13 protein-coding genes are annotated in these 14,638 nt (G+C 71.9%); 4 read left to right on the top strand and 9 right to left on the bottom strand.

Features of this window, described 5'->3' with window-relative positions; all coding sequences use genetic code 11:
* The 8 genes from ACQP1S_RS20590 to ACQP1S_RS20555 all read right to left on the bottom strand — a co-directional run bounded on the left by ACQP1S_RS20590 (position 1) and on the right by ACQP1S_RS20555 (position 9,804).
* Positions 1-1,194 carry a cytochrome P450 gene (locus ACQP1S_RS20590; RefSeq protein ID WP_432897975.1) on the bottom strand — a complete coding sequence of 398 codons (1,194 nt, stop codon included), beginning with the start codon at positions 1,192-1,194 and terminating at the stop codon, positions 1-3.
* Entirely contained in the window at positions 1,184-2,584 is a 1,401-nt protein-coding gene (locus ACQP1S_RS20585) for a hypothetical protein (protein WP_432897972.1), read from the bottom strand. The genes ACQP1S_RS20590 and ACQP1S_RS20585 overlap by 11 nt, the downstream gene beginning before the upstream one ends.
* Entirely contained in the window at positions 2,581-3,384 is an 804-nt protein-coding gene (locus ACQP1S_RS20580) for an alpha/beta fold hydrolase (protein ID WP_432897969.1), read from the bottom strand. The genes ACQP1S_RS20585 and ACQP1S_RS20580 overlap by 4 nt, the downstream gene beginning before the upstream one ends.
* A complete protein-coding gene (locus tag ACQP1S_RS20575; protein ID WP_432897966.1) occupies positions 3,371-5,272 on the bottom strand; it encodes a RiPP maturation radical SAM C-methyltransferase in 1,902 nt (633 codons plus the stop codon). Before ACQP1S_RS20575 ends, ACQP1S_RS20580 begins: the two co-directional genes overlap by 14 nt.
* Complete coding sequence (locus ACQP1S_RS20570) at positions 5,269-6,567, bottom strand: YcaO-like family protein (RefSeq protein WP_432897963.1); 1,299 nt, start codon at positions 6,565-6,567, stop codon at positions 5,269-5,271. The genes ACQP1S_RS20575 and ACQP1S_RS20570 overlap by 4 nt, the downstream gene beginning before the upstream one ends.
* A complete protein-coding gene (locus ACQP1S_RS20565; RefSeq protein WP_432897960.1) occupies positions 6,530-7,666 on the bottom strand; it encodes a hypothetical protein in 1,137 nt (378 codons plus the stop codon). Before ACQP1S_RS20565 ends, ACQP1S_RS20570 begins: the two co-directional genes overlap by 38 nt.
* Positions 7,667-7,757: 91 nt before the next feature.
* Entirely contained in the window at positions 7,758-7,898 is a 141-nt protein-coding gene (gene botA / locus ACQP1S_RS20560; RefSeq protein WP_432897957.1) for a bottromycin family RiPP peptide, read from the bottom strand.
* Between the two features lie 49 nt (positions 7,899-7,947).
* A complete protein-coding gene (locus ACQP1S_RS20555) occupies positions 7,948-9,804 on the bottom strand; it encodes a RiPP maturation radical SAM C-methyltransferase (protein ID WP_432897954.1) in 1,857 nt (618 codons plus the stop codon).
* A 224-nt stretch (positions 9,805-10,028) separates the two neighbouring features.
* Between ACQP1S_RS20555 and ACQP1S_RS20550 the strand changes: the two genes are divergently transcribed.
* Both ACQP1S_RS20550 and ACQP1S_RS20545 read left to right on the top strand, forming a co-directional pair.
* Positions 10,029-11,012, top strand: coding sequence for a helix-turn-helix domain-containing protein (locus ACQP1S_RS20550; RefSeq protein WP_432897951.1), 984 nt, complete (start codon positions 10,029-10,031; stop codon positions 11,010-11,012).
* A 121-nt stretch (positions 11,013-11,133) separates the two neighbouring features.
* A complete protein-coding gene (locus ACQP1S_RS20545) occupies positions 11,134-11,967 on the top strand; it encodes a class I SAM-dependent methyltransferase (protein WP_432897948.1) in 834 nt (277 codons plus the stop codon).
* 41 nt (positions 11,968-12,008) lie between these two features.
* On the opposite strand, the gene ACQP1S_RS20540 is transcribed toward ACQP1S_RS20545, so the two are convergent.
* Complete coding sequence (locus ACQP1S_RS20540) at positions 12,009-13,265, bottom strand: MFS transporter (RefSeq protein ID WP_432897945.1); 1,257 nt, start codon at positions 13,263-13,265, stop codon at positions 12,009-12,011.
* Positions 13,266-13,586: 321 nt separating this feature from the next.
* On the opposite strand from ACQP1S_RS20540, the gene ACQP1S_RS20535 reads away from it, so the two are divergent.
* Together ACQP1S_RS20535 and ACQP1S_RS20530 are read left to right on the top strand one after the other, a co-directional pair.
* The gene (locus ACQP1S_RS20535) at positions 13,587-13,916 is read left to right on the top strand and encodes a DUF6204 family protein (protein ID WP_432897942.1); all 330 of its coding nucleotides are present in this window, start codon (positions 13,587-13,589) and stop codon (positions 13,914-13,916) included.
* A gap of 30 nt (positions 13,917-13,946) precedes the next feature.
* Positions 13,947-14,501, top strand: a complete 555-nt coding sequence (locus ACQP1S_RS20530) for a DUF2087 domain-containing protein (RefSeq protein WP_432897940.1) — start codon at positions 13,947-13,949, stop codon at positions 14,499-14,501.
* The last annotated feature ends 137 nt before the right edge of the window (positions 14,502-14,638 follow it).

Below are 14,638 nucleotides of genomic sequence, written 5' to 3'. Positions count from 1 at the left end.
TCACCAGATGATGCGCAGGTCGTAGACGTTACGGAGGAAGGGTGGTTCCACCGTCGGCTCGGGCAGCCGGTAGTCGGGGATCATCTCGTGCCACTCCTCCCAGGCGGTGAGGATCTGCGCGCGGGCGTAGGCGGCACCGAGACACTGGTGGTGACCGGTACCGAAGGCGATGTGGGGATTCTGCGTCCGGTCGAAGTCGACCCGCTCCGGATCCGGGAAGACCGCCGGGTCGTAGTTCGCCAGGGCCAGCGGCAGCAGCACCGTGTCCCCCGGGGAGGCCACCCCGCCCGCACCCTCCCGGGTGGCCAGCCGACCGGGATACATGCAGGAGTTCACCCTGAGGAACTCCTCCACCGCAGCCGGCCGGATCTGCGGCTCGCGCAGGAACCGGCGCCGGTCCCCGGGGTGGTGGGCGAGATGCTGGATGCCGTTGGCCATGTGGTTGACGGTGGAGTCGACCCCGGCCAGGAAGAGGACCGTGAGCAGGGACTCCCGGTCGGCGTCGCTGACCGGGGAGCCGTCGATGTCCCAATCGAAGGTGGCAGTGGTCAGGTCTCCCTCGACCGGCTCCGCACGACGCCGCGCCACGTGCCGCCGCACGTACTCCTGGAGCGCGGGGAACGCGGTCTCGGCGTTGAACGCCTGGCGTGGGTCCGGCGCCTCCCGGGACCGGATCATCGCCACGTTGATGGCGAGCAGGTGATCGAGGTCCGCCCGCGGCCACCCGGCCGCCAGCATGAGGTTCTCCAGCACGTACGGGCGGGCGAACTCGTCGGAGAAGGAGACCTCGCCCCGGTCGACGAACGCCTCGATACGCCGCCGGGCGTTCGCCCGGATCACGGGGGTCAGATCCCGGGCCCGTTGCGGGGTGAACCAGGCCGCCAGGTGTCGCCGCCACTCGTTGTGGGCGCGACCCTGGATCGTCAGTGGGATCCAGCGCTCGTCCTCGGCACCCTCAGCGGCGCTGACCCGGGACACGCTGAAGGTGTCCTCGTCGCGGAACGCGGCGCAGATCCCCTCGTAGGTGGACAGGGCCCAGAAGCTGCTGCCGTGCGAGCTGTGGAACGCGCCGTCGCGGGCGTGTTCCGCCGCGACGCGCCGGTACGCCTGCGGCGCGGCGAAGAAGTCGAAGTCGACCGAGTCCCTCGCCGTCGCGGCGGTGGCCCCGGTGACCGGGCACCTGTCAGCCTGCACCAGCTCTCTCCTTCTCCCGTGATAGGGCGGGCACCGGGTCGAGCCTGCCCCGGGGCCAGACCCCGGCGTTCAGCCCGGCGGTGGTCAGTCGCAGGGACCAGAGTTCGTCGAGATCCCCGGCGTCGAGCAGGACGCCGTCGACCAGGACGGCGTCGGGACGGGTGAGGTCGGCCACCGTGGTCGGCAGCCGCCGGTAGAGCACCAGATCGGCCTCGGTGGTCGCGGCCGGGCCCCGACGCATCGCGGCGTGGGCCGCTCCGGTGGCCGCCTGCAGCACCGCGGCGAAGGGGATTCCCGCGCGGGACAACTCGGCCAGTTCCTTGTGAAACGACGGACCCGCAACCACGAACGGGTTGCCGCAGTCGGTGCCGACCAGCACGCGTGCCCCCGCATCGGCGACGGCGCGGACCAGGCCACCGAGCCGGTCCACCAGCCCGCCACGCTCGGCTGCCGCAGCGCGGTCGAGACCGAGGGCCCCGCGGGCGGCCACGGTCCAGGACTGCATCCGACCCGCGTCGGCCAGAGCCAGGGCGGTGGGCGAGGGACGCGTCCACCGCCGTTCGCCGGTCAACGCCCGCCACGTGACCAGGGTGGGACAGACGAAACGTCCGGCGTACCCCTCGACCCGGGCGGCGGCCTCCGCCTCCACCCGGTCGACAGCGGCGGAAAGGACCTGCCACCGCTGGTCACCGGGGAGCCGGAAGATGTTGGGCACCAGACCGTAGAGATGTTCGGTGGACCACATCGCGGCCTGCGCCTCGGCGATCGGCACCCGTTCGGGGGCGTGTCCGACCACCGGGAGACCCACCCGGTCGGCGGCGGCGGTGATCGCCGCGAACCAGGCAGGTTCCACGTCGTCATAGACCTTGATGCCGTCGAAGCCGAAGCCAAGAGCCTCGTTGAGCACGTGGTCGGCCGAGTGCCGGTCGTCCACCACCATCGCCCCGCCCGGCACCCGGGTGGCCGGGCCGTCGACCACCGCCGTGCTGACCCAGGCGCGGGGCACCACGGCGGTCCGGGCCCGGTGCACGCCCGCCGCGTAGCGGTGTGCGGGCTCGCCCCACATCTGGCGGTACGCCGTCACGCCGTGGGTGAGCAGACCGACCAGGTCACCGGACGACGACACGTGCGCGTGCGCGTCCACGAAGCCCGGCAGGGCGTACCACCGGGCCGGTCCGTCACCGGGCGGCCCGTGCACCAGGACTCCGTCCTCGACCACCAGATCCCGTACCGGTCCGGGGCGGCCGGTGTCCGGCCCGACCGGCGCGACGGCGGGAATGCGGTGGGCGCGGGGCCGGGTCGCGAGGGCCCGCAACGCGTCGGCCTGCGGATCGCCGGCGGGCAGCAGGCCGACCCGCAGCCGCCACTGCGCGTCCTGGCTGGGCGTCATCGGGCACCCGTACCAGCGGCATGCCCGGCGATCTCGGTCGCCACGCGCGCTCCGACCTCGGCGAGGCGGTGGGCCGCCCGCACCCGGGTGGGGCTGTCGACCAACCAGATCCGGGCACCGAGGCGGCGCTCACCCGCGGTGAAGACGTCGAGTTCGGGGTCGCTCTCGGCGGTGACGAGCACGAGGTCCTGGCCGGGGTCCCGACGCTGGACGGCCCGGGCAGAGCCGTACCACAGGCCGCGGGTGACCGCCGCCAGCTCCGGCAGATCGACCCGACGGCACGCGTCGACCATCCAGTCCGGCGCGCCGACCCGGTGGAAGTGGTCGGTCAGGTAGCGGTGTCCGTCGGGGGCCTCGATCGCCGCCGCCTCCTCCTCGACCGCGTCGTCGGGGAGTTCCACCTCCTCGGCGTGCGCGCAGAAGGAGTACGCCCGGGTGACCCTCGAATCGTCGGCGGCGACCCGCAGGGCCGTCCGCCCGCCGAAGTAGACACCGAACACCGTGTACTCGGGATGCCCGAAGAGGTCCATCACCGCCCGGACGTCCTCGACGTGCCGGTCGATACCGTGCCGTTGCGGCAGGCCGACGCGTTCGCTGGCCCCCCGCCCCCGCAGGTCGAGGGCGAGCAGGTCGGCGTCGGGCACAGCGTCGAGGAACCCCGAGTCGGCCCAGATCCGCCAGTCCATCGCCACCCCGTGCACCAGCACCACCGGTGTCCCCGTCCCCGGCCTGCGCATGCCGCGCAACCGGGCGCCGTCGGCGGACGTGGTCTCGAACGGTTCCAGGTCACGCTGCTGCACTACGCCCTCCCAAGGCCATCGCCCGACCCAGTTCGTCGCGCCCGCTGTCGTGTACGGCCAGGACCAGACCCTGCGGCGCCTCCAGGAACACCCAGCCGCGGACGGACCACTCGGTCAGCTTCTCGTGGGCCTGCTCCGGGGTGGCACCCGCCTCGACGGCCGCCGCCACCGACCCGGTGATCCGACCCCCGTGCGTCAGCCCACGGAACAGGACGTTCTCCCAGCCCCGTAGCACCTCCCGACCCCGTCCGACGTGCGGACGGTGGTCGTGGACCGCCGTGACGGTGGGGCCGAGGCGGTAGGTGAAGCGGCTCTGCGGGTGCAGTTTCTTCCACAGTCCGACCCGGGCGCCCAGCCGCCGGCGCAGGGTCAGCAGCAGTGCGCCGTCGGTGGCGTCCGGCTCGGCGTGGTCGAACGAGTAGGCGAGCGTCTCCCGGTCCACGTCGTCGCCCGGGTGGACGAAGCGGTACTTCGCCTCGGGCCCGCGCAGCTCGATCCCGAACTCGTCCGGCCTCTCGAAGTAGGGGCTGTAGCGGTCGACGCGGACCTTGCTCACCGTGGACGGCGGGTCCAGGTGCGACAGGAAGGGGATCAGTCGAAGCTGTTCCTCCAGCATCTCCGCCTGCTCCCCGGGCATCGCGGAGAGCAGGTTCCAGCCGACCTCGATGCCCAGCTCGCGGCAGAGCACCAGGAAACGCAGGTTGTGGAAGGCGGTGGCACCCTTGCGGAGCAGCTTCAGCGACCCGGTGCTGAGGCTCTCGATGCCCGGCTGCACGGTCATCACCCCGGCCGCCCGGAGCTGCCCGAGCGCCCTGGGTCCCAGATTGGCCTTGACCTCGAAGAAGGTGGTGACGTCCACCTCGGCCTCGGCCAGCTCGACCAGTCCGTTGTCGTCCTTGGCGAGGATGGTGTCCACCGCGTACGTGTCGAGCACCCCCTGCCGCTCGGTCAGCTCACGCAGGGTGTGCACCAGCTGCCGGCCCGGCTTGCTGCGGTACGGCATGCCGCTGCCGTTCTCGCCACAGAACGTGCAGTGCATCTTCTCGCCCCACCAGCAGCCGCGTGACATCTGGAACGGCAGCGCCACGTGGGGACGGATCAGCTCGCTCCAGGGAAGCTCCGCCAGCCGGCGGAAGTAGTCGTCGTAGCGGGGCACCGGCACGGCGTCGACCGACTGCACGACCGGCGTGCTGACCACCAGCCGGGTGCCGGCGCGTGTCACCACCCCCGGTGCCGAGATCGGCACGGTTGGGTCCTCGGCCGCGCACAGCGCGGCGACCGCGGCCTCCCCCTCACCCTGCACGACCAGGTCCACGAACGGGTAGGCGCGCATGACCGCCTCGCCCATCGGCCGGTCGCAGTTGGCACCGCCGAGGAAGACCAGCCGGTCGGGGGCCCGGTCCTTGATGGCCCGGCCGACCGCCAGGGCGGGCACCAGTTGGCTGAACGAGGTGGTGAATCCGAACCCCTGGGCGCCGGTGTCCAGGAGCCGGTCGGCGGTGTCGGCGACGAACCGGGGCGCGCTGGCACGCATCGCCAGCACGAGGTCCACCAACTCGGCGGAGACGCCGCGGGCGCGCAGGAATCCGGCGTACTCGGCACGGGCGGCCTCCTCGTCCTCGTCGCGCGCCGCGGGCAGGCCGCGCCCGAAGATCCAGTCACCCACGCCGAGGCCGTAGAGTTCCTCGCCGATGGTGTCGTAGACGGCGGCGAACCGCGCCGGCTCGCAGTCCAGCTCCTTGACGGCGAACTCGAACCAGTCCAGGTAGATGTACTCGGCGGTCACGGGACCGCCCCCGGACCTGGCGGCCAACGCGATCAGCGAGGCGACCTGGATGGACGGCCGGTAGAGGCTGTTCCACGGGGGCGCGACGAGGACGAGTCTCATGGCCGTGCGCCTCCCTGCCCGGCCATGGCCGCACCGAGCCGACCGGTCGGCAGCACCGGGTAACCCGCACGTGCCTTGTCCAGCAGTTCGAGCCCCGGTGCCACCACGTCGACCACGGTGATGGATCCCGGCCGGGTGAGCACCCGGTGGTAGGCGTGCACCCCGACCGCGGCCAGCCGATCGACCAGATGGCGGAGCAGTTGCTCGGGCGTGGCCTCGACGGGCAACCCGTCCTCGGGACGGAAGGGCTCGGTGCGTCGGGGCAACTTGCGGACGTCGAAGCGGGCGGCGGCCAGGTGCCGGGGATAGCGGGCCAGTGCGGAGGTGATCTGCCCCGCCTCGGTGTCCGCGTTCACCGGCCCGTGCTGGAACATGGTGCGTACCTGGAGATACTCCAGCAACGCGCGTTGGAGGGCGTAGGCGCGGACCGGCGAGGCGCCGCTGCCGATGAGACGGATCACCTCGTCGGCGCTGCCGTCGCAGACCACGTAGGCGGGCACCCCGGTGTCGCAGGTGATCGACACGATGAGGATCGGCGCGCCGGTCAGCTTCTCCACGTCGTCGGCCAGGCCCCGCAGCTCCGTCGTGAGCGTCGCCGGATCGACCACCACCAGGTCCGGCTCACCCATGCCGAAGTAGCTGCGGGCGAGTTGACAGGACCACGCGTCACGCTCGATGACCTCGTTGATCGCATGGACCAACGCCTCGTGGAGAGTGGTACCGGCGGCGTAGCCGGCGCTTGAGGTGTAGTGCCACAGCGGACGGAAGGCTCCGTCGTCCTCCGGATGGGGCCAGTTCTGGTAGCCCCCGTCGCGCAGGAACACCGGCTGGCGGTGGGAGCTGCCGCCGTCCTGCCCGAGGGTGGTGGCGATCGGAACATAGTCGCGGGTGAAGACCGAGGAGTCCGGCATGATCCCACCCAGCCGCCGCAGCAGCGCCGAACGGCGCGCGGTGGGTTGCTCGGCCACTGCCCGACCGGGCATGAAGCCACTCCAGCCGGCGCCCACGTCGCGCCGCCAGTCCAGATGGTAGTGCTCGGCGCTCTCGAAGAGGGCGCTCGCCAGGCTGCGGTGGCCGAGGCCCTTGCCGGAGCTGCGGGAACAGAGCGCACCGTCGGCGTCGTGCAGGCGTACCTCGTAGGTGGGTGCGGTGTCCGGGCCGTACCTGCGGATGTCGGGTGTGAGCCGCTCGGCGGTCAGCCAGTCGCGCACGGCGGTGAGGGCGGTGCCGATGGGCGTCTCCCGTTCCGGTGGGACGTCATCGCGCTGTGCCCCGCCCTGCAGGACGGCGGTCAAGAGGTCGTTGTCTGCGTACTCGGTCGTCAAGGATCTTCCTCACTTCTCCCATGTCGAAGACGGGAACGCCCGCGCGGACGAGGCCCAGGAGCGGCTGTGGTCGGGAGACGGCGTGCGCGAAGTGCAGCCGGGTGGTCGGTAGTTCGGGCGCGGTGACCTCCAGTTCCCCGGTGTCGGCCCAGACCCGCACACCGGCGGCTGCCAACTCCTGCTCGGGTGCTTCGGGAGCCCGGCCGGGGACGGGGGCCGGGACCGGTTCGAAGTCGAGGGTGGCGCACCGAAGCAGCAGGGGCCAGCGTTCGAAGCGACGCAGGAAGTACCGCTCAGCCGGTACCGCCGTCTCGTTGGCCCGCCACATGGTGTCGGCCTGTGCCAGTTCCAGCAGGGCGCGCTCGGTGGCGGCGGCGACGGTCTGCGCCGCGCCCAGACCCGTCGCGGGCATCCGCCGGCCGGCTCGGGCCACGACCAGCACCACCGGGGTACCGCCGACGAAGGAGAGGGGGATCGTCTCCACCTCGGCCCGGTCAGTCGCCGCCGTACCGGACCGTCCGGCCGGGGCGACGGCGAGTGACCGGTAGAGGAAGGCGCCGTGGTCGAGGAGTTCGGTCAGTTCCAGCACCGCCCCCCGCAGCGCCGCGGCGGGCGTCGGCGCCACCGCCCAGCCGATCGTGCTGGACAGCCGTGCCACTGGCGGGGTGAGGGTCCCCTCGGCCAACTCCGTGCCCGCCACCCACGGCGCGGACCAGAAGAGCGGGACCGTCAGGTCCGATCCACCGTCGAGCGCCCGGTAACGGCGCAGCCGGCATCCCGGTGGGACCGTACGCGCACCGTCGGGGCCGGACCGCGCATCGGTTGCGGTGGCCCGGCTGGTCGACGGGCGGGCGAGCAGGGCGAAGGGAGTACACGCGAGCATTCGCTCGACGGCTTCGGACAGTGCCTTACGCCGTGCGACGGCTTCGGTGACGGCAGTGCCGTAGCCTTGGGCCACCGCCGTGCCGGCGACGGCCGTACACCGGACGGTGATCGTCTGCTCCGCAGGGAACGCCTGGTACTCGACCCTGCGCAACATGCACGTCACCACCGCGGTCACGGTCATCATCACCCTCCTCCCGGACCCGCTCGCCCGTCGACTGGTCACGCCCCGCCGGTCAGGTCAGGACGCGCCCGCTGGGCGGCTCACGCCGTCCGACTCACGTGGTCGGCTCGGCCTCGTCCGACCAGGTCCCCCACGTCTCGAGCTCGTGCAGTTCCAGCTCGCTCAGCTCGGCGTTGTTGGGGTCGTCGTTCAGGAAATCTGCGGTCATGCAGTCGAACACGACAACCGGTCCCATGTTTCCTCCCTTCTGGGCGTCGTACGGACGGTGGTCCACCGCCACCACGTCAGCGACGCGTGGCGGGGCTGGAGAGGGTGAGCGGGACCTGGGTCCGGACGCGCTTCGGCGTGCCCTTGGCCGGCGGCGTGCGGTAGGCCGAGGGTCGCCAGCGCACCGCCAGGGCGATCACCTTGGTGCCCTCGACAAACACCCAGCGCCGCCGCTGCCAGGACTGCAGCAGCTCGAGCGTGGCGTCCCAGCGTGGCCCGTCCCACCCCTGGGCCTGGAGATCCCGGAACCGGGTACCTCCGATCACCGCACGGAACAGTCGGGCCGCGTCCCCGTTCAGGGTGACCCGCTGCGGTGGCAGGCCGGGCCGCCGGTCGTCGAGCACGACGCTGGCGAAGCCGAGCCGGTAGGTGAAGGACGCCTCCCCGTGACGGCTGCGCCAGAGCCGGATGCGTGCGGCCAACCGGCGGCGCAACTCGACGTTGCGGGGGTCGTCGGTGAATTCACCTTCGAAGTGGTAGGCGATGTTCCACAGGTCCGACTCGGACAGCGCCGGGTAGGCGAAGCGGTAGCCGGGGAACGGTTTGGTCAACGTGAGCCCGTACTCGGCCGGGGACTCCACGTAGGGACTGAAGCGGTCGAAGCGGATCAGGGTCACGTGCGGAGGTACCAGGTGTGACAGGGAGGCGACCAGATCGATCTGGGCGAGGATGGACGCCGGCGCCTCCCCGGGATAGCCGGTGAGGATGTTCCAGTCCGCCCGCACCCCGTACTCGGCGCAGCCGAGCAGGAACCGTACGTTCAGGAAGGCGGTGGCACCCTTGCGGAGTGCCCGCAGCCCCTCGGTGCTCAGGCTCTCGATGCCCGGCTGCACCGAACGCACCCCGGCCCGACGCATCCGGCGGATGTCCGCCCACTCCATGTTGGCCTTCACCTCGAAGAACAGGGAATGGTCCGACCGCAGTTCTTCGACCGCCGGTAGAGCGGTATCCAGATAGCCGAGGTCGAGAATGTTGTCCACCGCGAAGAAGTCGAGCACGCCGTACTGGTCCATCAGGTGTCGGAGTTCGCCGGCCACCGAGTCGGGGTGCTTGCTGCGGTAGCGCATCGTGGCCCCGTTCAGGCCACAGAAGGTGCAGTGCGTCTTGGCGCCCCACCAGCAGCCGCGTGAGAATTCCACCGGCAATGAAACATCCGGTTCCAGTCGGTCGAGACCGGCCGTCGACAACTGCTCGAAGAATCCGTCGTAGTTGGGCATGGGAACGGTCAACCGGTCGGCGGGGACCAGTTCGGCGACCTGGGCGGTCCCCTCCCCGCGCGCCACCAGGCGGCCCGCCGAGCGCACCGGCCCATCTGCCGCCACCTGTGCGAGCAGGGCGGCGAGCGCCTCCTCGCCCGGCCCGTCGACCACGGCGTCCAGGGCCGGGAAGTTGGCCAGCAGCGCGCGGCCCATCGAGCCCTCGCAGTTGCTGCCGCCCAACACGATCGTCCCGGTGTAGCCCGCCTCGCGGAGTCGTTCGGCCACCGCCAGGGTCGCACCATTCTGGCTGAACATGCTGGTGAACCCGATGACCTGCGGCTCGGCGGCGAGCAGCCGTTCGGTCGTGGCGGCGACGTGCCGTTCGGCCACCGCACGCAGCGCGTCGATCACCCCGATGCTGGTCTCGTCCACCCGCTTGGAGCGCAGCAGGTCGACGTAGGCCGCCCGCTCCTCGGGCGCCGCACCGCGTCGACTGAAGATCCAGTCGCCGACGGACAGATGGTAGAGCCGCTCGGCGATGAGTTCGTACGCCTGGGCCCAGTCGTCGTCGGACAGCCCGAGAATCTGCGGAGCCATTGAATAGAAGTCGAGGTAGGCGTAATGGGAGTCGGCCTGCCAGCCCTCGGCCTCGGCCACCGAACGTAGAATTCCCACCTGAATGGATGGTCGTGTCGCGCTGTTCCACGGCATTGATACAAGTGAGACCCTGCGTGGTTTGATGACCGATCACCACCTCGATCGATGTGTCATTCTGGACTCATGTTCACTGCTACGCGGCGCGCCCGTCAAGTCCCTTTCGGTGATCATTCATCCCCAGAACCACGTTCGACGTGCGGAGATTCAGCCGATGAGTTTCAAGTTCGTTGGCGGGATGTTCCATGACCTTTGTCGCCGACGACGGCCACCACATTTCCACCGAAGAGCGCGTCGCGCTGGAGCAGTTGGCCCGGACTCCGGCCGGGACATCCGCGTTCGCGCTACGCGCCCGCATCGTCCTCGCCTGCGCCGGCGGGGACACCACCGCCGAGGTGGCCCAACGACTCGGGGTCTGCCGGGAGACCGTGCGCAAGTGGCGCAACCGGTTCGCCGTCCACCGGCTCGCCGGCCTCGCTGACGAGCCGCGCCGGGGCGCCCCGCGCACGATCGGCGCCGACCTCGTGCACCGGGTGGTGGTCGCCACCCTCGATCTGCCGCCGCCCACCGGCGACCGCTGGACCACCCGCGCACTGGCGGCCTCCACGGGTGTCTCGCAGACCACGGTCTCGCGCATCTGGCGCGAGTACGGCCTGCGGGCGGACCGGGTGCGCGCGTGGCGGCTGGTGACCGATCCGGGGTTCGTGGCTGCCGTGCGTGGCGTGGTCGGCGTACACCTGGCGGGTCGGGAGAGCACCCTCGTTCTCTCCGTGGATCATCCGGACGCCACGGGCGTCGCCGCCCCGGCCGGAGCGACGGCCCCGCCGACGCTGCACAGCGTCGACGGGCCGGGCCCGGCGGACGGTGCGTCGGGCCCGACCCGGCGGCTGATCCCGTTCCTGGCCGAGGTGGAGGCGGCGGTGCCGGACGGGACGCTGCACGTGCTCCGCGCCGATTGCCCAGGGGCGGAGGCGCGGGCGGTGGCCCGCTGGCTGGCCCGCCGCCGACGCTTCCGTCACCAGGTCATCCCCCCGTGCGCCCCGTGGCCGGTCCTGGCCGACCGGTGGCTGGCCGCACCGGGTGTCCGCGACCATCCCGGCACCGCGGAACTCAGGCTCCTGGTCCGCCGGTGCGTCGGGGGGACCCACCAGGCCGGTCGGATGTGGCGGACGGATCCACAGAGGACGGAGGGTGGTGACGGAAAGTCAGTGCCGCCTTGCTTGCCGTAGCCGGCGTCGATAGCATCGACCTGCGGCCGGAGGTCCACTCCAGGTGTGCCGCCACTGCGGGCCCCCGCCGCACCGTCCATCCGTGCCATGGGGCCCGCGTCCACCCGACTGGGGATGTGGAATGAAGGTATCGCTGACCGGAGCGGCGGAGACGACGCTCGCCACCCTCTGCGCGCGGGCCGTCGACGCCCGCTCACCGCACCCGATACTCGGTGACCACACCGCGGCCGGGATCCTCGACATGCTGGACTACGACTTCGCGAAGTTGCAGATCCAACCGGCGACCGCTGTCGGTGTCGCCCTCCGGACGCGGTTCTTCGACCGCTGGACCCGGCGGTTCCTCGATGCCCACCCCGAGGCCACCGTGCTGCATCTGGGCTGTGGCCTCGACGGGCGGGCGCAACGGCTTGCCCCCGGTCCTGGGGTGCGGTGGTTCGACATCGACCAACCCGAGGTCATCGCGCTGCGGGACGCGCTCTATCCCGCGCGTCCGGGCTGCCGCACCCTCGGCGCCTCGGTGGTCGAGGAGGACTGGCTGACGGAGATCCCGACCGACCGGCCGGTGCTGGTGCTCGGTGAAGGACTGGCCATGTACCTCGGTGCCCAGGACGGCCCGCGGATGCTGCGCGCCATCGTGGCCCGGTTCCCGCTCGGCGGCGAGATCGCCTTCGACTCGTACTCCCGGGCCACGGTGCGCCTGAGCGGACCGTTACCGGTGATGCGACAGACCGGCGCGCAGATGCGCTGGGGGATCGACGACCCGCGCGAGGTGCCGCAGGACGTCCCGGGCCTGCGGCTGGTCGAGTCGGTCAGGGCGTACGACACCGCCGATCCGGACGACCACCGACGGTTGCCTCTGGGCCTGCGGCTGCGACTGCTGCTCGACACCAAGGTGCTGGCGAAGCTGCCGGTCTCGCGCGGCGTCGGACACCTCTCGCGCTTCGCCTTCCCCTGACCGGCGAACTGCCGGCCCCTGCCCGGGGCCGGCAGCGTGCGTCAGTCGACCGGCGACGCGCTCTCCACCGTCGGTTCCCGGTCGACGGCAGCGTCCGGTGTCCGCCGTGCGTCCGCCGGCGGCTCCAGCCGGCGCAGAGCGGGCACCAGCAGGGCGAAGGCGGCGACCACCCCCCAGGCCACGGCGAGCAGGACACCCGTCTCGCGCAGGCCGATCCCACTGATCAGCAGGCCGGCGACCAGCGTACCGACCGGAACCGCGGTGGTCGTGGCGGCGTTCTGGAGGCCCAGGACCCGGCCCCGGTAGCGCTCCGGGATGCGTTCGGTGACCAACACCAGGGCCAGGGCCTGCATGGGCCCTGCGCCGAAGCCGGCGAGCGCGGCGGCGGCGAGCAGCACGGGGACCGGTGGTAGCAGGGCCAGGCCCACGGTACCCGCTGCGGTGAGCAGTTGTGCGACGACGAACACCGTACGCCGGGACAGGCCCGCCCCGGCGATCGTGTACACGATCGACCCACCGATGCCGCCCACGGCGAGGAAGGCCACCATCAGACCGAAGCCGCCGGGCGAGTCGCGGTCGACGAGGTACACGGGGAGCAGGAGATTCTGGAGCGGGGCCAGCACGAGGACGCTGATCGTCACCACGAAGGTCATCGTGGCGAGCACCCGGTCGCCGCCGAGGATCCGGAAGCCCTTGAGCAGCTCGGTGCGGATCCCGCCGCCCGCCTCACCCGAACCTCGACCCAGCCGGGCCGGGAGGGTGAGCGTGGCCAGAGCCGCCGCCGCCGAACACGCCGCGGTGACCCAGAGGACCGTGGTGGGGTCGAAGAGGATGAGCAGGCCCCCGGCGGCGGCCGGGCCGACGACCAGGACCACGCCGTTGATCCCCTCGCGGAGGCCCGCCAGCCGTTCCAGGCCGACCCCCGCCGCCGTTGCGACGTCCGGCACCAGGGATTCGCGCGCCGTCATGCCCGGCACGTCGAGCAGCGCACCCGCGACCCCGAGCACCACGAACCAGCCGACGGTGAGCCCCGTGACCTGGTCGACGACAGGGAGCGCGGCCACCGCCACCGCCGAGGCGAGGTCGGCCCAGATCGACGTCCGGCGGCGACCGAAGCGGTCGATGACCAGCCCGCCGGCCACCGCGGCGAGCAGCATGGGCAGGGCGCTCACCGCCGCGATCACCCCGGCTGCCGCCGGGTCCCCGGTGCGTACCAGCACGAGCCAGGGCAGGGCGATCGCGGCCATGGAGTTACCCAGGAGGGACAGGGCGTGGGAGAGGAGGTACCGAATCAACACCTGGCCAATTTTGCGGGACGCGGGGCCGCCAGCGACAGCCGAAATCGCGAAAGATCATGATTTGCCAGGAGGTAACGTCGGGCTTTCAGATACAGCACCGTATTAGGATATGGTGCTGTATCCGGGGCCGAGCGCCCGCACTCCCGGCATCGTCGGCGGGACGCAAACCCGGCCGGTCTACCGCCTGTCCCCGGACGGGCCGCTGGTCCGGTGGAGCCGACGCGGGGCACCGACGGAACCGTCCGCGCCCCGTTCGTCCCTGCCGGCCGGCTCCGGTCGACCGGTCGACCGGCCCACCCTCTGATGGGGAGATCCGCAGTCATGAGCAGCAACACCTACAAGGTCATCGTCCGTGGCAAATTCGCCCCGCTCACCGACGGGCAGCGCGCTACGCTGCTCGCCCGGGCCGACGACCACGACCTCTTCTCCGCCCGCTTCACGTCGGAGGGCACGGTGACCTACGAGCGGTCGCTGCGCACGTTCACCTTCCGCTGTCTGGTCTCGGGCGCTCCCGACGACGGCGAGGCCGCGATCTTCGGCAAGGCGGAGCGGTCGGCCGCCGCCGCCGTACGGGAGTTGGGTGCGGACTGCACGGAGCTGAACTCCGTCTCCAGCGATCTCGAGGACATGCTCCGTCGCCGGGGCCGCTGAGGTGCCGGCCGGCATCCGGGAGGGAATTCGATGACCCCTGAAGAGCTTGCACTGCTGCTCGCCGACTCCGACGTACGTCAGGTCTTCGCCGCCGTCACCCTCGGCGCGGCCACCTCGACCGAGATCCTGGCCGCCGCAGGGCTCACGGGGCAGCAGGCGGCCCCGGCGATCGGAAAGCTCCTGCGGGCAGGGTTGCTCCGGATGGACGGCCCCGGGCGGCTCGCGCTGGCGGGGGAGACCCTTGCCGGGGCGGCGTCGACGGCGGCCCGACGGCAGGAGGAGCGGGCCGTCGCCGACCAGCCGGATCCGGGGTTGCGCGGCTTCGTCCGGGGCAACGTCGTCGTCCGGCTGCCGGAGGAGGACGGTGCCCGGCGGACGGTGCTGCGGCACGTGGCGGGGCAGAGCTTCGCCCCCGATGAGCGGTACGACGAGCGGGTCGTGACCGACCGCCTGCGGCCGTGGTGCACCGACGGCGTGCTCGACGCGGTCACCCTCCGGCGTCTCCTCGTCGATGCCGGACTGCTGAACCGGTCGGCCGGCTGGTACGTGCTGGTCGCGTCCGAAGAGGAGCCGGTAGGCCGGTGACGCCCGACGCCACCCGGTCCACACCATCCCGGATGCCCGGGAGGGAGCGGGCCGGCACCGCCCGGTGGGACGAGGGTGTTCCACCGGGCGGCGAGCGGACGGGTTCGTCGTTCGCACTCCCGCCCCGCCGCAGTTCT

Origin of the sequence: Micromonospora matsumotoense (genome assembly GCF_050951065.1) — a bacterium.
GTDB classification, from domain to species: domain Bacteria; phylum Actinomycetota; class Actinomycetes; order Mycobacteriales; family Micromonosporaceae; genus Micromonospora; species Micromonospora matsumotoensis.
This window is presented reverse-complemented; position numbering and strand designations above follow the sequence as displayed.